Source organism: Polaribacter staleyi (genome assembly GCF_038024045.1).
Lineage (GTDB): Bacteria > Bacteroidota > Bacteroidia > Flavobacteriales > Flavobacteriaceae > Polaribacter > Polaribacter butkevichii.
The window spans coordinates 1,589,752-1,610,961 of sequence record NZ_CP150665.1 but is presented as its reverse complement, the minus strand read 5'-3'; the positions used below and the strand labels follow the sequence as shown (position 1 = coordinate 1,610,961).

The 21,210-nt window shown below is 30.8% G+C and carries 15 protein-coding genes and 1 pseudogene; 9 read left to right on the top strand and 7 right to left on the bottom strand.

From position 1 onward, the window contains the following. The first annotated feature begins 3 nt into the window (after positions 1 to 3). The 4 genes and pseudogenes from ftsA to WHD07_RS18265 all read left to right on the top strand — a co-directional run bounded on the left by ftsA (position 4) and on the right by WHD07_RS18265 (position 6,099). Entirely contained in the window at positions 4 to 1,350 is a 1,347-nt protein-coding gene (gene ftsA, locus WHD07_RS07020; protein ID WP_105047719.1) for a cell division protein FtsA, read from the top strand. Between the two features lie 61 nt (positions 1,351 to 1,411). Continuing rightward, entirely contained in the window at positions 1,412 to 3,265 is a 1,854-nt protein-coding gene (ftsZ, locus tag WHD07_RS07015) for a cell division protein FtsZ (protein ID WP_343330594.1), read from the top strand. A 185-nt stretch (positions 3,266 to 3,450) separates the two neighbouring features. After that, positions 3,451 to 4,230 (top strand): annotated as a pseudogene (locus tag WHD07_RS18270) (DUF6923 family protein); the annotation flags it as partial. A gap of 1,107 nt (positions 4,231 to 5,337) precedes the next feature. Next, positions 5,338 to 6,099: a T9SS type A sorting domain-containing protein gene (locus WHD07_RS18265; RefSeq protein ID WP_422897658.1), complete on the top strand. Its 762-nt coding sequence runs from the start codon at positions 5,338 to 5,340 to the stop codon at positions 6,097 to 6,099. 798 nt (positions 6,100 to 6,897) lie between these two features. On the opposite strand, the gene WHD07_RS07000 is transcribed toward WHD07_RS18265, so the two are convergent. Both WHD07_RS07000 and WHD07_RS06995 read right to left on the bottom strand, forming a co-directional pair. Continuing rightward, complete coding sequence (locus WHD07_RS07000) at positions 6,898 to 8,085, bottom strand: pyridoxal phosphate-dependent aminotransferase (protein WP_343330591.1); 1,188 nt, start codon at positions 8,083 to 8,085, stop codon at positions 6,898 to 6,900. A 26-nt stretch (positions 8,086 to 8,111) separates the two neighbouring features. Continuing rightward, positions 8,112 to 9,203 carry a fatty acid desaturase family protein gene (locus WHD07_RS06995; protein ID WP_105047722.1) on the bottom strand — a complete coding sequence of 364 codons (1,092 nt, stop codon included), beginning with the start codon at positions 9,201 to 9,203 and terminating at the stop codon, positions 8,112 to 8,114. Positions 9,204 to 9,326: 123 nt separating this feature from the next. Between WHD07_RS06995 and rsmG the strand changes: the two genes are divergently transcribed. After that, the gene (gene rsmG, locus WHD07_RS06990) at positions 9,327 to 9,956 is read left to right on the top strand and encodes a 16S rRNA (guanine(527)-N(7))-methyltransferase RsmG (RefSeq protein ID WP_343330590.1); all 630 of its coding nucleotides are present in this window, start codon (positions 9,327 to 9,329) and stop codon (positions 9,954 to 9,956) included. A gap of 86 nt (positions 9,957 to 10,042) precedes the next feature. Here rsmG and WHD07_RS06985 read toward each other — a convergent pair whose 3' ends face one another. From WHD07_RS06985 to WHD07_RS06965, 5 genes are all read right to left on the bottom strand, one after another. After that, entirely contained in the window at positions 10,043 to 10,741 is a 699-nt protein-coding gene (locus WHD07_RS06985; protein WP_343330589.1) for a hypothetical protein, read from the bottom strand. Positions 10,742 to 10,796: 55 nt separating this feature from the next. Continuing rightward, a complete protein-coding gene (pulA, locus tag WHD07_RS06980; protein WP_343330588.1) occupies positions 10,797 to 13,064 on the bottom strand; it encodes a type I pullulanase in 2,268 nt (755 codons plus the stop codon). A 102-nt stretch (positions 13,065 to 13,166) separates the two neighbouring features. Further along, positions 13,167 to 14,084, bottom strand: a complete 918-nt coding sequence (locus WHD07_RS06975; RefSeq protein WP_343330587.1) for a glutaminase — start codon at positions 14,082 to 14,084, stop codon at positions 13,167 to 13,169. Positions 14,085 to 14,256: 172 nt separating this feature from the next. Then, a complete protein-coding gene (lysS, locus tag WHD07_RS06970) occupies positions 14,257 to 15,951 on the bottom strand; it encodes a lysine--tRNA ligase (RefSeq protein ID WP_343330586.1) in 1,695 nt (564 codons plus the stop codon). Between the two features lie 726 nt (positions 15,952 to 16,677). Further along, on the bottom strand, positions 16,678 to 17,178 hold the full coding sequence (locus WHD07_RS06965) for a DUF456 domain-containing protein (protein WP_343330585.1): 501 nt from the start codon (positions 17,176 to 17,178) through the stop codon (positions 16,678 to 16,680). Between the two features lie 167 nt (positions 17,179 to 17,345). On the opposite strand from WHD07_RS06965, the gene WHD07_RS06960 reads away from it, so the two are divergent. The 4 genes from WHD07_RS06960 to WHD07_RS06945 all read left to right on the top strand — a co-directional run bounded on the left by WHD07_RS06960 (position 17,346) and on the right by WHD07_RS06945 (position 21,103). Then, complete coding sequence (locus WHD07_RS06960) at positions 17,346 to 17,708, top strand: BlaI/MecI/CopY family transcriptional regulator (RefSeq protein WP_343330584.1); 363 nt, start codon at positions 17,346 to 17,348, stop codon at positions 17,706 to 17,708. A 261-nt stretch (positions 17,709 to 17,969) separates the two neighbouring features. Continuing rightward, positions 17,970 to 19,520 (top strand): M56 family metallopeptidase, encoded by a 1,551-nt coding sequence (locus WHD07_RS06955; protein WP_343330583.1) that lies wholly within the window; start codon positions 17,970 to 17,972, stop codon positions 19,518 to 19,520. Positions 19,521 to 19,708: 188 nt separating this feature from the next. Continuing rightward, positions 19,709 to 20,185 (top strand): hypothetical protein, encoded by a 477-nt coding sequence (locus WHD07_RS06950; RefSeq protein ID WP_343330582.1) that lies wholly within the window; start codon positions 19,709 to 19,711, stop codon positions 20,183 to 20,185. A 336-nt stretch (positions 20,186 to 20,521) separates the two neighbouring features. After that, a complete protein-coding gene (locus WHD07_RS06945; RefSeq protein WP_343330581.1) occupies positions 20,522 to 21,103 on the top strand; it encodes an RNA polymerase sigma-70 factor in 582 nt (193 codons plus the stop codon). Positions 21,104 to 21,210 lie beyond the last annotated feature (107 nt).

Below are 21,210 nucleotides of genomic sequence, written 5' to 3'. Positions count from 1 at the left end.
AAAATGGAGAACAATAAAATAGCAATTGGTTTAGATATTGGTACAACCAAAATCGCTGCAATGATTGGTCGCAAGAACGAATATGGTAAGATTGAGGTTATTGGTATTGGTAAAGCAAAAAGCTTAGGTGTAAAACGTGGTGTTGTAAGTAACATTACACAAACCATACAATCTATTCAGCAAGCGGTAGAAGAGGCAGAAAGTGTTTCTGGTGTTAAGATTGAAGAAGTTGTTGTGGGTATAGCTGGTCAGCACATTCGTAGTTTACATCATAGTGATTATATCACTAGAAATAATGCAGATGAAGTAATTGATGAAAACGATATTGAAGATTTAGTAAATCAAGTTCATAAATTGGTAATGTTACCTGGAGAAGAAATTATTCATGTATTACCACAAGAATTTAAAGTAGATTCTCAAGCAGACATCAAAGAGCCAATTGGTATGTATGGCGGTCGTTTAGAGGCTAATTTTCATGTAGTGGTTGGGCAAGTTTCATCCATTAGAAATATTGGGCGTTGTGTTAAAAGTGCAGGTTTAGGTTTAAGTGAAATTACGTTAGAACCTTTAGCATCTGCCTCTGCAGTGTTAAGTCAAGAAGAAAAAGAAGCAGGTGTAGCGTTGATTGATATAGGTGGTGGAACAACAGATTTGGCTATTTTTAAAGACGGAATTATTAGACACACAGCTGTAATTCCTTTTGGCGGAAACGTAATTACTGATGATATAAAAGAAGGTTGTTCTATTATAGAAAAACAAGCAGAATTATTAAAAATAAAATTTGGTTCTGCATGGCCAGGAGAAAATAAAGAAACAGAAATAGTTTCTATACCTGGGTTAAGAGGCAGAGAACCAAAAGAAATTACGCTTAAAAATTTATCTAAAATTATACATGCAAGAGTACAAGAAATTATAGAGCATGTGTATTTAGAAATTAAAAATTACGGTCATGAAACTGCAAAAGGAAAATTAATTGCAGGAATTGTATTAACCGGTGGAGGTGCACAATTAAAGCATTTACGTCAGTTGGTAGAATACATAACAGGCATGGATGCAAGAATTGGATATCCAAATGAGCATTTGGCAGGGGAGTCCGATGAAATATTATCGAGTCCAGCTTTTGCTACAACAGTTGGATTATTGATGGAAGGCTTAGAAAAACAAAAGGCCAAAGAAGAAAAAGAAGTGGTAGAAGAGGTTATAGAGGAAGTTGTAGATGAAAGCCTAGAACAAATAATAGAAGAAAAACCACCGGTTGTTGAGGTAAAACCAACACCAAAACCAAAAAAGAAGTCGTTTTTTGAAAAGTTTACAGAAGGATTAAAAGATTTCTTAGACAACGCAGAGTAAGATTAAGAAAAAAAGAGAGAACAAAAATTAAAAAATAATAATAAACAATATATCGGTTATTATGAGCGCAGAATTCGATAACATTTCATTTGACATGCCTAAAACGCAATCTAACACAATTAAAGTAATTGGTGTTGGTGGTGGTGGTAGCAACGCAGTAAACCACATGTTTACGCAACAGATTAAAGGAGTAGACTTTGTAATTTGTAACACAGATGCACAGGCTTTAGAAAATAGCCCTGTTCCTAATAAAATTCAATTAGGAGTAAGCTTAACATCTGGTTTAGGTGCAGGAGCAAATCCAGAAGTTGGAGAGAAAGCTGCTAAAGAAAGCATGCAAGAAATACAGCAAATGCTAAATACCCAAACAAAAATGGTGTTTATTACTGCTGGTATGGGAGGTGGTACAGGTACAGGAGCCGCTCCAATAATAGCCAAAATAGCAAAGGATATGGATATCCTTACTGTAGGTATTGTTACCATGCCTTTTGCTTTTGAAGGTAGAAGACGTTCTAAACAAGCTCAAACAGGAATCGATCAATTGCGCCAAAATGTTGATTCTTTAATTGTTATTAATAATAATAAACTTCGTGAAGTCTATGGAAATCTTGGTTTTAAAGCCGGTTTTTCTAAAGCAGATGAGGTATTATCTACTGCTTCTCGTGGTATTGCAGAAGTAATTACGCATCACTATAAGCAAAATATTGACTTGCATGATGCTAAAACGGTACTTTCTAACAGTGGAACTGCAATTATGGGTTCTGCAAAAGAAGAAGGCCAAACGAGAGCTAAAACCGCTATTGTTAAAGCTTTAGACTCTCCGTTATTAAACGATAATAAAATTACAGGAGCAAAGAACGTGTTGTTGTTAATTGTATCGGGTACAAATGAAGTAACGTTAGATGAGATTGGAGAAATCAATGATCATATCCAAGATGAAGCAGGTTATGACGCTAACATTATTATGGGGATTGGTGAAGACGAAGAATTAGGAGATGCTATTGCTGTAACAATTGTTGCAACAGGTTTTGCTGCAGATCAGCAAAGTACCATTACCAATACAGAAGTTAAAAAAATTGTACACACTTTAGAAGACGAACAAAAAGCAACGTACGATTTTAGTGAAAAAACAGTTATAAAAGCACCATCATTAAACGAACCTTTAACAAATAATGTAGAGCAAAAAATTGTTCATACATTAGAGGAAGAGGTTGTAGAGCCAAAACCAAGCTTGGTTAGAACAACTAATGAAATAGCAAATATGTCTGTTGTTTATGATGAGATTCCATTAGAAACTATTTCTGAAGAAGATTTTGTTATTACAGATGTAACTCCGGTTCAAGAAAAACAAGTAACTGAAGAGCCTAAAGCAATGCAACCTAATTTGTTATTTGATTTGCCTTTAAATCCAAAAGCAGAAGTAAAGGATACAAAGGTAAATGAGATTGAGGTTTTTGAAGAGGAAGAAGTTGTTTTTGAGAGAAAAGAAGTAGAAAAACGTTATGTTTTAGAAGATTTTGATGCAAAGCCAACTATTGGTAAAAGTTCTGGAATTGTAGAGAGAAAAGTTGTTGAAGAAGAAATTAAGTTTGAATTAAAAACGAGAACTCCACAAGCAGAAATTAATCAAATAGATACGCAAAGTGAAGAGGTTTCTCCTTTAGATTTAACAATTACAGAATTGCAAAAGAGAGCCGAAGAACGACGCAAAAAAATGAAAGGTTTCAACTATAAGTTCAATGATCAAATGAACAAAAATATAGATGAAATTGAACGTCAACCTGCATATAAAAGATTAGGTGTTAATTTAGATATAAATAGTCCTATTAGTAATACAAAAACATCTATTAAGCAAGATGCAGATGAAATTGGTTTAAAATCGAACAATTCATTTTTACATGATAATGTAGATTAATCACTATATAAAATACCCTTTTATAGATTTACAGCCACACCCTTTATAGGTGTGGCTTTTTTGTTTTTTATGTAAAATGAATTCGTCATTTTAAAACACCAATTCATCTACACTTTTAAGTTAATAGTCTTAGTTTGTGATGTTAAAAAGTTGTATCTTAATACCTTTACATAAAAATACGAATTATGATAAAACAATTACATCCCTCAATTGCCAGAGTTTTATTCTTTTTAGTGGTTATTTTAAGCATGTCTATAAGTGTACAAAATGAACCCTTTAATTGTGATTATAATGCATACTTGTTTCAAAGAAATGATATTTATGCTTTAGATTTAGCTTCAGGAAGCTCTTATCTTGTAAGAGAAGATATTACAGAAGGTTCGGTTAACGCGGTAGGGTATAATCCTGCGGATGGCTACATCTGGGGCTCATTAAGTTCTCCTGCAAAAACAATTGTAAGAATTGGTAAAAATTTTAATGTAGAAACGTTTTATATTGATCAGTTGCCGAGTTCTAATAGATATGTTGGAGATGTTAGTTCGGAAGGAATTTACTATTTAAAAGGTGGTGGAACTAGTTTTTTTTAAATAGATTTAAATCCAGAATCTGCTACTTACACAAAGTATGTAAGCACCAATACATTATCTAAAAATATTTCTGTACACGATTGGGCTTTTAATGCCGTAGATGGTTTTTTATATACCGTAGAAAAAAACACCAACATATTGTATAGAGTAAATGCGGTTACAGGTGAAGTTATAGATTTAGGAGAAGTTCCTATTTTAGCAGGTTTAAGTTATACGTATGGAGCCGTTTATTTTGATGCATCAGGACGTTTTTATGTTTCTGCTAATCAAACAGGAACGGTGTATGTAATTCAAAGCGTACAAACATTACAACCAGGAAGTACTCTAGATTCTAACCTTTTTGCTTACGGACCTTCTAGTAGTTCTAATGATGGAGCAAGATGTCCTACAGCACCAGTACCGCAAGAAGATTGTGCAAATGGAGTTGATGATGATGGAGATGGTTTGGTAGATTGTGATGATCCGGCTTGTTCTGGGGTAGCAGCGTGTCCTATACTTGCTCCACAAGTTTCTAGTGGAAATGATGGCGGTTTAGAAAGTAACGATCGTCTTTCTCAGCAAATAAATCAAAGAAACTATTTAAGGAAAAAAGGAAACTATAAGTTTGATAAATCAAAGGCTAAAAGAGTTATAAAAACTAAGAGTTATAAAAAGTCTGCATCAAAAAGTACCAATTTTGAATTAAAAGATTTAATTCCTTTAGATGTTATTCCAGGAACTACAACTGTAGAGTCTTCTCCGTCAGATTTAATAGCAATAACCAACGCAACAGAATTGTATTCTGTAGATTATGTAAAAGATGGAGAAACAGTGGCAGTTGTTTTAGCAACAAAAACAGAAAACGGTGTATATGAGCACACTAAGTTTATTTGTGATCGATTATTAGGAGCAGAATTATTGTCTGTTTCTACTATAGAGTTGTTTCAAGAAGAGATTGAAGAAGGTGAAGAAGGAGAAGAAAAAGAAGGGGTGCATTTTATTAAATCAATTATAAAGAATAGCAACGGATCAAAGGAATTTGTTTTAAGTTTTTCTGGAAGATTGATTAATGATGATGTAAATTTTGAAATAGATAGTCATTGGAATATTGATAAATATGAAGCAGACGCTACTTACTATAACTTTCAAATTTGGACAAATAGTGTAGATGATTTGTTAACTTTAGGAGAAGAGGCTTTGGCTTTATTTGAAATACAAAAGCCTATTTCAGGTTATGTTACATCAACACCACCACCTGTATTTGTTAAAAAAGGAGAATATGTAAACGGTACTTTAGAATTAGAGTTGATTAATATTAGAAGAAGTAAAAGTGTAGTTATAGATGCAGGTTTTAAAAGAACAGAAACTTCTACAACAGAATATTTTAATAATACAATCGATTTAACTGGTAATTATATTGAAACTCTAGTTATTGAAACTGGAAACATCTTTGACATCGGTTTTAGAATTGAAAATGAATATAATTTAACTCCAGATGATTTATTTATGTCGGATGGTGTTTGGGGAAAAGACGATTCTCCTGCAGGAACCACTGTGAACGAATTTGTAATTACCCAAAATGATAATATTTATGCTGGTAGTGGTTATAGAGTAGAAAGAAATATTTCTTTAAAAGCAACTACAAACTCGTATGTTTCTGCATTTAGATCGTTTACACCAAGAAGTACCGCTGTAGATTTATCTGAGTTTGATACGTTTGAGTTAGATGCAAGCGGAACAGGTGATTTAGAAATTACGATTTTAAAAGAAGGTATTGATGCGTGGGAAAATCAATTTAGAACCACTATAAAGTTAAATGAAACAGAAACGCATTATGCAATTCCTTTGGCGCATTTTGTTTCTGCGGCAGGCGGTAATATTAGTTTAACAGATGCTATAAATATCACATTTACAATGTCTTCTGATGGAACAACTGTTTTAGAGAAAGAAATGAATTTAAAAGACATACAGTTTACACAAAAATCACTTGGAGTAAATACAGATGTTGTTGCAGAAAATGAAGCGATATTAATGCCAAATCCAATGAGTTATAATGCCGAATTAAGTTTTTATTCAGAAACAAATGCAACCTTAAAAATTGAAGTATATAATGTAACAGGTGCTTTGGTTAGAAAAATGGAAGAAAATACTACGATAGGAAATAATAGTATATCTATGTTAAGAGAAGGATTAAAATCGGGTATTTATTTTGTACAAATTAGAAATGATTTTAGAAAGTATAAAACAATTAAATTAGTTGTAAATTAAATTGATTGTACTTTTTATCTATTTAAATGTCCGGTAATTAAGAATTAATTACCGGACATTTTTTTTAGCTTGATTTATTCTGATATACGCTTTCGGTGTTATAATTGGTGTTTTTGTTGCTTTTTTTAGAGAAAGTAAAATTTATGACTAGAATTAGATCTTTGGTTTTAACTCAGCAAGTAAAAATGGAAAGTCAAGCAGTATCTATTTTTAGGTTGATTTATAGGGTTTTGTTATTATTATGATGATTGTTTCATAATGATATAAAGAATCAATTAAAAAATAAATTTAGTTAAATACAACTCTTTCTTTATCAATAAAACTTGCTAATTATAAGTTGTGTTTTTTTTAATGTTCTTTAAATCAGTGAGATAAAATTAATGTTTTTAGGTTTAAAAAAAAACGCTTATCGTGTAAAACTAGCTTTTTATCTATAGTTGTATGTTAATGGTCTGAAATTTAGTTTTTTAGGATGTATTAATAATATCTTTGATGTATAAGAATAAAATTTAATAAAAAAGTAAAGATATTTCCCCTTATTTGGTCCCCTAAGTTTCTCAAAACCATGTCTAATTTATGTAGGCGTGGTTTTATTATTTTAATTAATATTGCACCTTTTAGGCTGTAAAATTATTAGCTTAAAGTCTTCGTTGATTTCATTTGCTTTTACAAAAATAGAAAGTCTTTCTGTTTTATATCACGAACAAAATCTACTATTATTTTCTTAATAAGGTATTGTTAGAACAAAAAAAATCCATCTAAAAAAGATGGATTTTAATATTTAGTGAGATTTAAAGTTTAGCTTAATGCTTCTTTAATTCTTTTAATTGCTTCTCTAATTTGTAATTCTGATGCTGCATAAGATATTCTAATACAGTTTGGCGTACCAAAAGCTTCACCAGTTACTGTAGCAACATTTGCTCTTTCTAAGATGAATAAAGAAAAATCACTAGCAGTTTCAATTTTAAATCCGTTGATAGTTTTACCAAAGAATGCAGAAACATCTGGAAAAACATAAAAAGCTCCTTCAGGTACGTTTACTTTAAAACCATCAATTTCTCTTAACAAACCAATAATGATATCTCTACGAGTTTTAAACTCGTCTACCATATATTGAATTTTAGAAACTGGCGCTAAAACAGCTGTAATTGCTGCTCTTTGAGCAATACAGTTTGTACCAGAAGTAATTTGACCTTGCATTTTTGTACATGCTTTCGCAATCCATTCTGGAGCACCAATATAACCAATTCTCCAACCTGTCATAGCAAATGCTTTAGCTAAACCGTTTACTGTAATGGTTCTGTCGTACATGCTTTCAATGGCAGCAAAACTAAATGGTTTTGTTTCGTAATTGATATGTTCATAGATTTCATCTGATAAGATAAAAATCTGTGGGTGTTTTTCTAAAACAGCTGCCAACGCTCTGTATTCTGCTTCACTATAAATAGTTCCACTTGGGTTGTTTGGCGAGTTAAAGAAAATCATTTTTGTTTTAGGCGTAATAGAAGCTTCTAATTGTTCTGGAGTGATTTTAAAATCATTCTCTATAGAAGAAGGAATTTCTACATACGTTGCTTCGCATAATATTGCAATTGCAGAGTAACTTACCCAATAAGGAGCTGGTAATAACACTTCGTCTCCTGGGTTTAAAAGAACTTGAGCAATGTTTGCTATAGATTGTTTTGCTCCGGTAGAAACCACAATTTGACTTGGTTTATACTCTAAATCATTGTCTCGTTTAAACTTGGTGCAAATAGCTTCTTTTAAATCTGCGTATCCATCTACTGGAGAATACGAATTATAATTTTGATTGATAGCTTCGATAGCAGCGTCTTTAATAAAATCTGGCGTATTAAAATCTGGTTCACCCAAACTTAAACCAATAATATCTTTTCCTTCTGCTCTTAGTTCTCTCGCTTTAGCAGCCATTGCTAAAGTTTGAGAGACAGGTAAACTGTTAATTCTGTCCGATAATGGATTTTTCATTTTACTGTTAGTTGTTGTTGTTCTACTTATGCTATTTCAGGGTTATTACCCAAAACGCCCAAATGTCTAAAATGTTCTATAACAGCTTTACGCATGGTTTCGTATTCGTTATATGGCAAATTAAATTCCTTGGCGGTTTCTTTTACAATTTTAGCTAATTTATCATAATGTACATGAGAAATATGCGGAAAAATATGATGTTCAACTTGATGATTTAATCCTCCTGTATAGAAGTTTACCAACCAATTACTAGGCGCAAAGTTAGATGTAGTGTATAATTGATGGACTGCCCAAGTGTGTTCTAAATTTCCTTCTTTGTCTGGAATTGGCATTTCTGTATTAGGTACAATGTGTGCCAATTGAAAAACCAAACTTAAAATCATACCTGCTGTATAATGCATGACAAAAAAGCCTATTAAAATTTTCCACCAAGCTACATCTAGTACCAGTAGCGGTAAAAGAATCCAAAGAGAATAATACGCAATTTTAGAAATTATTAATTTGGTCCATTCTGTAGCAGGGTTTGGAAACTCTCCATAAGATAATTTGCGTTTTAAATAACGATGCATTTGCTTAATATCTGTAGTAATAGCCCAGTTAATAGTTAATAATCCATATAAAAATATTGAATAATATTTTTGAATTTTATGAATTGGTAACCATTTAGAATGCTGAGAAAAACGAATAATTCTACCTGCATCAATATCTTCATCATGTCCTTCTACGTTTGTAAATGTATGGTGTAAAACGTTGTGTTGTACTTTCCAATTATAAACATTACCTGCAAGGATATAAATACTGCTTCCCATTAATTTATTAACCCATTTTCTCTTAGAAAAAGAATCGTGATTGGCATCATGCATTACATTCATACCAACACCAGCCATTCCTATTCCTGTAACCACCATTAAAAGTGCCATTACCCATTGCGGCATAGAAACGGTTAGGATTAAAATAAATGGAACTAAGAAAAGAGAAAACATAATAATTGCTTTTGTATACAATTTCCAGTTTCCTGTTCTTTTTAATTCATTTTCTTTAAAATATGTATTTACTCTTTTATTAAGAGTTCTAAAGAATTTAGCTTTATCTACTCTCGAAAAATTTATTGTTTTCATGTACTGTTTTAAATAATTAACAAAAATATGCTTTTTGAAATAGCTTTTTATGATAAACGTCAGTTATTGTTAAGAATTGTTCCAATTCAAATGGCTATTTTTGCAATATAAATAAATTTATTGATGGAAATTATACTCAAATACTTTAAAGACCTAACGGCAACTCAAATTGATCAGTTCTCTAAACTTCAAGAATTATACCAAGATTGGAATTTAAAAATAAACGTTGTTTCTAGAAAAGATATAGACGAATTGTATTTGCGCCATGTATTGCATTCTTTGGCTATAGCAAAAGTAATACAGTTTAAACCAGGTTCTAAAGTAATGGATGTTGGTACCGGTGGAGGTTTTCCAGGTATTCCGTTGGCAATTTTATTTCCAGAAACCCAGTTTCATTTGGTAGACTCTATAGGTAAAAAGATAAAAGTTGTAAATGAAGTTGTAGCAGGGTTAGGTTTAGAAAACGTAAAAACTACAAATGGTAGAGTAGAAGAAGTAAAAGATACGTATGATTTTATTGTAAGTAGAGCAGTAGCACAAATGGAAACTTTTGTAGGTTGGACTAAAGGTAGAATTTCTAAAAAGCAAAATCACGACTTAAAAAACGGAATTTTATACTTAAAAGGAGGTGATTTAACAGAGGAATTAAAATTATACACCTCTGCAACAATTTATAATTTACCAGATTATTTTGATGAAGATTTTTACGAAACCAAAAAAGTGGTGCATTTAGCCATGAAATTTAAAGGCTAATTTTTTAAGGATACTTATAGTTTTTTCTAAAAAAAATAAAGAACAATAAAATATAAAAGACGCATCATATGGTGCGTCTTTTATATTTAACAAATCATCATTAATCTAGTTTCTCCCTTTTTTTCCTTTGGAGCTCTATGAAGGCAAGGAAGTACTTTGCTTTCTGGATGATCGATGGCTAGTTTCCATAAATGACCAATGCCTAAATTAATTATTTGTGCCTCTGGTTTTGCTTGATAATGTAAGTCGAAGAAAAATTCACTTAAAAAGGATTCAAAACCAGCATCATCTCCATCATAAAATTTTTTGAGTTCTGCTCTTATTTCTGGAATAAGAATTTTTTGTATGCCTTGTGCATTGGGTAAAATATCACTTGCTGCACCATGATACGTGCATAAAAAAGTATCGGTTGGTATTGGTGATCGATCTACATGAAAAGAATATACATCGGTTGGTAAAAACGGAAAAGCATCATCTCTTTCATAGCATTTAATAAGATTAATTGTAGGAGATGCACCATGACTTTTTAACAACTGAAAGTCGTTTAAAAGAATAGTACGTGCCAATTGGCCTTCTTTACTCAATTGAAGTTCTAAAAGTGCTTCTGGAGTAAGTTCTGCCATGTTTTCTGAGATTGGTGCTTTTTTAACAATCTCAGAAAAATCACCTATTAAGTTACGACTCCAACACATTGCATTTATTTGTCCTTGAAAAGGAATAGAAGCAAGGTCTTTAAAATTGCTAACCTGCTGAATTTGATTTTCTGGTAGATCCAAATGAATCATATTATTTTAGAGCTTTGTGTTGATGTATAATTGTTTTAATTGATAAATTTTTACTTTAGAAATAAATTAACCTTGATACCTCTTTTAAAAAGAATAACAAATATTTTTCTAAAGCAGCATTTTCTTTAGATTGAACGGTCATTAAAAAAGAAGATTTAAGTTCGATGGTATTATTATAAAGCGCTTCTTTTTCGTTTAAATCATTCCATAGATTATCCCAAAAAGCAATAACATCATTAGAGTTAGATTCAATTTTAGAAGCAGCATAAGCAGCTTTTAACCTTTCTTCGCAATTTATAAATCTACTTCTAGCATCACCAGTTTCAATAAAAAGTTTTTCTACCAAACCTAAAAGTTTTTCTTTATAGTATATTTCTTTGGCATTCATTTTTTTCTGAAACAAAACCATCATAGAAATAGCAGGAACAGTTACAGTGTCGCTAACACTTTCTTTGCCTTCAAAATCAAAAGAATCTTTAATTACAGCAACTTTATAAGATTGGTTTAGCTCATAATTTATATCTCGATTTTGTCCGTTAAAAATTACCAATATTTTAGACCAAGAATCATTATTTGCATTGTTTTTTAGCAGATAAGAAACCAAACCATCGTCTATTTTTTTAAATTTTAAATTGTCTTGAACCTCCTTAGCTGTTGGCATTCTAAAAGCAGGATGCAGTTTTCTTAATTTAATAAGGTTTTTGTAGTAAGATAAAACATCGGCATTTACAATCTTTAAATTCCAATCAATTTCATTAATAGCATCAGGAGATTTGTATGAATTATGATCTCCTTTTTTAGTGCTCATTATTTCCGAACCCTCGTGTAAAAAAGGCGTGCCCTGAGAAGTCATTACAATGGCGGTAGACAATTTATGCATTGCCTTAATTTCTTCTGCAGAAGCATCTGGTCTAGATATTTTTAATTTATCGAATAAGGTGAAATTATCATGACAAGAAACATAATTAATTGCTTGCCAAGGTTGTTGAGCCCAAGGAGCTTTCGAATAATTTACGTATTCATAATTTACTTGTGGATGCTCTATGGCACCTACAATTCCGCATTTAATAGATTCTTCGGTAAATTTTGCACCACTAACAAAACCTGTACTTTCATCTTCAAAAACGGCTCCTTTTATAGCATCTCTAATATCATCAGAAAAAGCCGCAATTTGTGGCATTTGCGAAATGTGTTTTTTTAAAGCACGCTTTTCTTCTGGTAGCGGAGAGCTACCACCAACCCAACCTTCACCATAGATAAGTGCATTGGGGTTTATTTTTTTTACTTCATTGGCAATTAAATTCATAGTTTCTATGTCGTGAATTGCCATTAAATCGAAACGAAAACCATCTAAATGATATTCCTCAGTCCAATATTTTACAGACTCAACCATAAATTTTTGAGTCATTTTTCTTTCAGAGGCAGTTTCATTACCACAACCCGACGCATTAGAGTAAGTACCATCACTATTAAATCGATAATAATAACCTGGGTTTTCTAAGTTAAAATTAGAGGTTTCTTTTACACCAGTATGATTATAGACAACATCTAAAACAACTCCGATACCTGCATCATGAAAAGCCTGTACCATAGTTTTAAATTCGTTAATACGTACTTCTGCTTTAAAAGGATTTGTAGAAAAAGAACCTTCTGGAACATTGTAATTTTGAGGATCGTAGCCCCAATTAAATTGTGGGGTTTCTAAATGGGTTTCATCAATAGAATATTGATCAAAAGTAGGTAATAAGTGCACATGTGTAATTCCTAATCTTTTTATATGATCTATAGCGGTAGGTACATCTTGCGTACTTTTTACGCCTTTTTCAATCAAACCTAAATATTTACCTGGGTAGGATGAATTGGCTTCTTTTTGAATGGTTATATTTCGGATATGAAGTTCGTAAATAACCGCATGGTTTGGCACGTCTAATAACACATATTTGTCTTTCTCCCAATTTTTAGGGTTCGTTTTATCAGCATTTAAAACCATGGCTCTGTTTCCGTTTACACCAACTGCTTTAGCGTAAATTCCGGGAGTTTCATTTAACCAAGATCCATCAATGTAGGTTTGATACGTATAATAGGTTCCGTCTAAATCTCCGTCTATAGTTTTTAGCCAAATACCATTTTCTTGCTCAATTAAATCTACAGTGTCAAAAGCATCAGAATCATTACCTGTTTTATATAAATTTAGTTTTACAGCAGTTGCTTTAGGAGACCAAATTTTAAAAGTAGTTTTTTCTTTAGAGTAGTCTAACCAAAGACTTTTATCTGTTGTAGGGTATTCTTCAAAAGAAGAAAATTTTATAGAAGCTTGTTCCATTTCATATAAGATTGAAAGTAGAAAGTTCCTCTTTTTTTTTGAAACCTACAACAGAATCTGGATAAATATTTTAAAGGAATTTTTAAACTTTTTAAGTCTTATTTAAAAAATTGAAGAAGTAGTTTTAGAGGTAAATTTCTCTAAAAACAACATTCCTTTATAAGAGTTTCCTTTGATGTTTAACTTCGGACTCCAAACGGCAATACAATATTCATCTGGATGAATGGCTACAATCCCCCCACCAACACCACTTTTACCTGGTAAACCAACCCGAAAAGCAAACTCGCCAGATTCATCATAAAAACCACAAGTAAGTAAAATAGCGTTTATTCTTTTTGCTTGACTCATCGTAAGAACGCGCTCTCCTTTATGTGTTACAAAATGATCATCAGCTAAAAAAAGTACAGTTTTAGAAAGTTCTTTACAAGTCATTTCTAAAGAACACATATTAAAGTAAAAATCTAAGACCTCTTCTACATCATTTTTAATGTTGCCAAAAGATTTTATAAAATTGCAAAGTGCCACATTTCTATATCCAGAACCTTTTTCTGAGAGTGCTACTTTCTCGTTATATTTTAAAGTAGAAATGTTAGAAATTTCTTTACAGAAGTCTAAAAAGTCTTCTTTTGGGTTTTTAAGGTGACTTACCAATACATCGCAAATTACAATTGCACCAGCGTTTATAAAAGGGTTTCTAGGTTTACCTAAATCGGCTTCTAATTGTAGTAAGGAGTTAAACGGGTTTCCAGAAGGTTCTACATCTACTCTGTCCCATAATTTTCCGCCCTCAAATTTATACGCTAAGGTTAATGATAAGATTTTAGTAATACTTTGTACCGAAAATTTTTTGTTAAAATCGCCAACACCAAAAGATTCTTTATCAATAGTTGTAATATTTACACCAAAATTTTCAGGATCTACAAAGGCTAATTCAGGAATATAATTGGCTACTTTACCACTATGAGGTGTATTTTTTACTTCTAAATAAACGTCCTCAATTATTTTTTGATACTTCTTCATTCTTATTGATGTTCTTAGTAATCACAAACCTATTCTAAAATTATGTAAGAAACAACATAAAAAGACATCATAAAAAAAGGAACTACATTGCTGTAATTCCTTTTGTAATTTATGAGATTCCTCAATCGCCTAAAAAAAGCTTATTTCGGAATGACAATTCGTAATAATATTGTTACACAAGCTCTACAAACAAACCTTCATCTGTTTTAGACACCTTTGCAACTTTATGTTTTGTTAAACCTTTAATGGTTTTATCCCATTTTTTGTTAGACAAACCAGACTTTACTTTTAAGTCGTTTAAATCTATTTTTTCTGCTTTGGTAACAATCGCTAAAACAGCTTTTTCATCGCTATTTAATTCTACTGCAGCCGCTTTTTTCTCTGGTCTCATTTGAGGGAAGAAAAGAACTTCTTGTATCGATTGGTTGTTTGTTAAGAACATAATTAAACGGTCCATTCCAATTCCCATTCCAGACGTTGGTGGCATACCGTATTCTAAAGCTCTTAAGAAATCTTCATCAATAAATTCAGTTGCTTCATCATCTCCTTTTTGAGCTAATTTTAATTGATGCTCAAAACGCTCACGTTGGTCAATTGGGTCATTTAATTCAGAATATGCATTGGCAATTTCTTTACCACAAACCATTAACTCAAAACGCTCTGTTAACTCTGGGTTGTCTCTATGTTCTTTACAAAGCGGAGACATTTCTTTAGGATAATCGGTAATAAAAGTTGGCTGAATGTAGTTTCCTTCACATTTCTCACCAAAAATCTCATCAATTAATTTTCCTTTTCCCATTGTTTCATCCACAGGAATATTCATGCCTTTAGCAGCTTCTCTAATTTCAGCTTCTGTTTTACCAGTAATATCAAAACCAGTAAAATGTTTAATAGAATCTGCCATTGTTACTCTTGCATAAGGCGCTTTAAAGTCTATTTTGTGTTCACCAAAATTAGCTTCAGAAGTTCCGTTTACAGCAATAGCACAATGCTCTAAAAGTTGCTCAGCAAAATCCATCATCCAATTGTAATCTTTGTATGATACATAGATTTCCATGGCTGTAAATTCAGGGTTATGAGTTCTGTCCATTCCTTCATTTCTAAAGTTTTTAGAGAATTCATACACACCATCAAAACCACCAACAATTAATCTTTTTAAATACAATTCATTAGCAATTCTCATGTATAATGGAATGTCTAATGAGTTATGATGTGTTATAAAAGGTCTTGCTGCTGCACCTCCAGGAATTGGTTGTAAAACCGGAGTTTCAACTTCAAAATAACCAGCATCATTAAAGAAAGAACGCATTGCGTTAAACAATTTAGTTCTTTTTATAAATACCTCTTTTACGTGTGGGTTTACCACTAAATCTGCATAACGTTGTCTGTAACGTAATTCAGGATCTGTAAAAGCATCATAAGTAACACCGTCTTTTACTTTTGGTAAAGGCAATGGTTTTAAAGACTTACTTAACAATGTAAAGTTCTTAACACGCACTGTTTTTTCACCTACTTTAGTAGTAAACAACTCCCCTTCTATACCTACAAAATCACCTAAATCTATTAATTTTTTAAAAACATCATTGTATAACGTTTTATCCTCACCAGTACAAATTTCATCTCGGTTAAAATACACTTGTATTCTACCTTCTCCATCTTGCAATTGTGCAAAAGAAGCTTTTCCTTGTATGTTAATAGACATTAGTCTACCAGCAATAATTACCTTTTTTCCTTCAGCATAATCTTGCTTTATCTTTGCCGAATTTGAATCTATAGGATATAAATCTGCAGGATAAGGATTGATGCCTAAAGCGCGTAATTTTACGAGCTTTTCTCTACGTACAACTTCTTGTTCTGATAATTGCATTTGCTGTTTAGTTTTCTGATGTTTATTTAAGATTGCAAAGATACAATCAAATGAATTAATAGACAATTGAGAATAAAATTAAAAACAACATCTTTATTTGAGAATATTTAAAAACATCGTATATTTGTCGGCTGCTTTTTGTTAGGGCAGCATTAGTTGTGTTGTTTTGGCGCTTTAGTAAAAGCGTCGTGGTTTTGTTAACCAATGGAAAGCTTCCCTGAAACGGGACGCTTTTTTTTATGCCTTTTTGTGAACAGAAAGCACGTTTTTTTGTATAAATTACCAATTTCTCTTTTAAACGCTGTTTTTTTTAATAGCTATTTCCAACTTGGAATTTATATTGAGCGAAGTTGAAAGGCTATATCTTTTATGCTACCATTGCGAAGTTTACTTTTTTGTAAACTGTAGCAATCTCTTTTTGATTAGCAGATTGCTTCGTGCCTCGCAATGACAATTTTAAAAAAGGTATAAAAAGGATGCCACTTTAAATGCGAAGCATTCAACGACTCAAAAAAATATTAAATTGGAGTTAATCTTGGCTAGACTTTTTTGCAGACTTATATTAATCTTTAAATTATATGTAATAATAGATAAGGAATTGTATCGTAATTGCGAAGAATGAAGCAATCTCTAAATATAGAAAACGGTAATTTTAATAAACAGATTACTTCGTCGTTCCTCCTCGTAATGACGCTTCTCATGAATTATTGAGAATAAAAATAGTATTTAAAAAAATGCTTCTTTAAACTCCCAAAACTGAATTATAAATAACACAAAATAGATTGCGGCTATAGAAAACTTAATAGTAGCTGAAGCTAAAAAACCAAGAAACGCTCCAAAAGAAGCTTTTAAAGCTCGGTTTGTGTCTTTACTATCATAAAGTAATTCTCCTATAAAGGCACCCAAAAAAGCACCAATTAACATTCCGAATGGAATAGGAGAGAACAAACCGACAAATAAACCAATTGTAGTGCCATAAACTCCATATTTGGTGCCGCCAAAACGTTTTGTGCCCATTCCGGGTATAAAGTAATCGAGAATCCAAATTAGAATGGCAACGGCTAAAGTAATTCCTAAAAAAGTCCAATCCATCGGAATTATTTTAGTGGAATGTAATAAAAGTAAGCCTACCCAACTTGTTAAAGGTCCGGGTAAAACGGGTAAAAAAGCCCCAATAATGCCTAAGCAAACAAAAAGGAATCCTAATAGTAATAAAAATATATCCATAAAAATTTTAATAATTATACAGGTTTAAAGTCAATAGACATCTACAGTTTTCTAATTATAAGACGATTATAGTTAACTTATGTTACAAACATTATTAACTAAAAAATTAGTTCAAACTAAATATTTAGTTATATTTGCATTATTGAACTAAAAACTTAGTTATAATTATGAGCAAACAATTAACAAAAGCAGAAGAGCAGATTATGCAAGTCTTATGGGATTTACAAGAAGCATCTGTAAAAGAAGTGATAGATAAATTACCTGAACCAAAACCTGCATATAATACCGTTTCTACCATTGTTAGAATTTTAGAAACCAAAGAATTTGTTGGTCATAAACCTGTAGGGAGAGGTTTTATTTATTACCCAATAATAGAAAAAGAAGCATATAGCAACCAGAGTTTACACAAATTAATGAACGGTTATTTTGATGGTTCTTTTAAAAGTATGGTTTCCTTTTTTGTGAAAGAAAATAAAATGGATGTTGCGGAACTAGAAGCTATTTTAAAAGAAGTGAATAAGAAAGAGTAGGCAGTAATTCAGTCTTCAGTTGGCGGTATTTCGTCACAGTTTGCAGTTTACAAAACCTGTCATTCCGATGAGATACGAAGAGGAATCTCATTTTAGATTTCTCAATCGTCTAAAAAGACTCATTCGAAATGACAGAAAAAGGAAAATAAGTAAGCAGTAATTCAGTAATAAGTTGGCAGTCTCAGTTTTCAGTTCCTGTCAGTTCGAGTGATTTTGACTTTTGTTAAAATTGTATCGAGAACATTTAAAAATAAAAAAGCGATGATAAATTATATTCTACAAGTCATATTATTTCAAGTATTGTTTTTGGCTATTTATGATTTCTTTCTAAGTAAAGAAACCTTTTTTACAAAAAACAGATGGTATTTAATTAGTACACCAATTGTATCTTTTATTTTACCCTTTATTAAAATTCCTACGTTTCAAAAAGCGGTTCCAGAAGAGTTTATTATTTATTTACCAGAAATTGTTTTATCACCAGAAAAAGTAATTCAGGATGTTATTCAAGAAACGAGTTTGTATCAATCTATAAATTATGTACACCTTTTATTTTGGTTTGGATTCAGTCTTTTTTTGATGCTTTTTTTAGTAAAACTGTTTAAAATAACAAACCTAATTAGAAGAAGCGAAGTTGTAAAAAAAGCTGATTACACTATAGTTTTAATACCGAATCAAACCAAAGCATTTTCATTTTTCAACTTTATCTTTTTGGGAAAAGAAATTCCAGAATCTCAACAAGCACAAATTATAGCACATGAATTGGTGCACAGTAAACAAAAGCATTCTTTAGATTTAATATTCTTCGAATTTTTAAAAATCATAATGTGGTTTAACCCAATGATTTTTATGTATCAAAAGAGAATAACACTATTACATGAATATATTTCTGACGAAGTCGCAGTAAAATCAGCCACAAAAGAAATGTATATCAATAATTTACTATCCAACTTTTTTCAAGTTGAAAACATAGCGTTTGTCAATCAATTTTATAAAAAAAACTTAATTAAAAAAAGAATTATTATGATGAAAAAAACACAATCAAAAAAAATGAATCAGTTAAAGTATTTGGTGTTAATTCCGGTATTGGCGAGTATGTTATTTTACACTTCTTGTGTAGAAAATGAAGTAAAGGAAGATGTTGTTGCAAAAAAAGAGTTGCAAACTAGATATTTTGAAATGAAGGATGGTGTAACTGCTACTAAGGGTAAAAATGAAACTTATTTAGATTCTTATTTTGGATCTGGAATTCCTGAAGGAGTAGAAGTTAGTCTGAGTGATCTAACTGTTGAAGAAAAAGAGGAATATGATAAGATTGCGAATAGATTTAATTCTGTAAAGAATGAAAAATATTCTTCCATGTATAAACATAAGATTTATAAAAAGAAAAATGGAAGAAAAACTTTAGCAACCATTCTTGATTTTTCTAAAATGCCAAGAAATAGTGAAGAACAATTGGTAGAAACGGAAGAAGTTTCATTTATGGCTATAGATAAAGTACCAACTTTTCCAGGTTGTGAATCAGGTGATAAAGATTGTTTTTCTATAATGGTTAGAAAACATTTTACAAGAAATTTTAATGCAGATTTACCAAATCAATTGGGTTTAAAAGCAGGGAAGAAAAGGATTTTTATAGGTTTTAAAATTGATAAAGAAGGAAATGTAGTAGATGTAAATGTAAGAGCACCACATAAAGATCTTAAGGAAGAAGTTATTGCGGTAATGAATTCGTTGCCTAAAATGATTCCTGGTGAACATGAAGGTAAAAGAGTGGGGGTAAAATATTCAATTCCGGTTTCAATAATAGTAAATTAATACATCTATGAAAAGGAAAAATTAAGTGTAATAATTATTTGAAATAGTTAAAGTCGAGGTGTAAGCTTCGGCTTTTTCATTTTTAAATATAAGTTGTTTTTATACCTAAAATTGGCTTTTTTTTAAGGCTTAAAAAGTTTAAAGTACAAGTCAACAAAATTTAGTAAATTCACACTCTAAATATAAGTATGTTTTTAAGGGGTTTATCTTTTTTAATAATGTTGGTTTTTATCACTTCGTGTGATTTATTTTGCCCTCCAAAGGATAAAAATACATCCGATTTAGATACGATTGTAGATTTTTCTTCTGTAGATACTTTTCCATCTTTTAAGGTTTGTGATGCTATTATTGATAAACAAGAAAAAATGGATTGTTTTAGAACAACCATTCATCAGAAAATAGGAGCGGAGTTGCAAAAAAATTCATTGTCTATTAAGGACTCTATTGATGAAATTATTTATGTTGATTTAGTTATAAATGCAGAAGGAATTTTTTTGTTAGGTGCTATTCAGTCTTCAGATACCATAAAAAGAGAATTGCCCAAACTAGATAGTTTACTTAAGGCGTGTGTAGATAAATTGCCCAAAATTTATCCTGCAAACAAAAGAGGTATCCCCGTTACTACAAAATATAGGTTGCCCATTAGAATTCAATTAAAAGAATAAAAAAAGTTTATTTGGCCAATTTATTAATTTACTCTTTATAATTTTTTTAAACCGGATAATAAGGCTATTTTAAGGTTAGTGTTTTTTTGTAGAAATGCTTTTTTTTCTGTGTATAATTTACTTTTTAAGTTATTTTGATGCATTAAATGTAACGGTTTCGTAATAATCTTCTTTAAAAATGAGAATTATAGTAACATTAAATTAATTTATATTTAATGTTTTATATTTACGGCTAACAAAAATACTTATAACCTTCTTTGTCCTTTAAAATAAGAATACAAGCTTGTTTTATAGGACAAAAGTATTTTTAGAAAAAAGCTAATTAGTATATTTTTTATGAATAACCATCTTTTAATAGCGCAAATAAAAAAGAAAGATACCGTTGCTTTTAAAAAATGTTATGATTTATTTTTTCAAGATTTAGTAATTTTTGCTAATAGATATGTATCAGATTTTTTAGTTAGTGAAGATATTGTACAAGAAGTGTTTGTTTATGTTTGGGAACATTCAGAAAAAATAGAAATAAAAACATCATTTAAAGCTTACTTATTTGTAATGGTTAAAAATAGATGCCTTAATCATTTAAAATCTATAAAAATTACAGATAACCAAGATTACATTGAGTATAGTAGATCTTTAATAGACCGTGTAGAATTACCTAATTTTACAGAAGATAACAATACTCTTTATTTAAAGGTTTTAGCAATTGTTGATGAGATGCCTTTAAAAATGCAAAAAATTTTTAAATTAAAATTTATAGAAGATTACAAGTATAATGAAATTGCAGAAGAACTAAATATTTCTTTAAATACGGTTAAAACACAGTTGAAAAGAGTTAAAATTAGGATTAATGATTCTTTAGTGATTTTGCTTTTTTGGTTAATATTTATCAATGTTTTTGCTTTGATGTTGGTTTAATTTGAATTTTTTTTAAAATTTATTGATTTTTTTGTCACCCTTTTTTAGTTTTACGTTGTCTTTAGTGTATAGTATTTAATTACAAATTATAATTACACTTAAAAAAA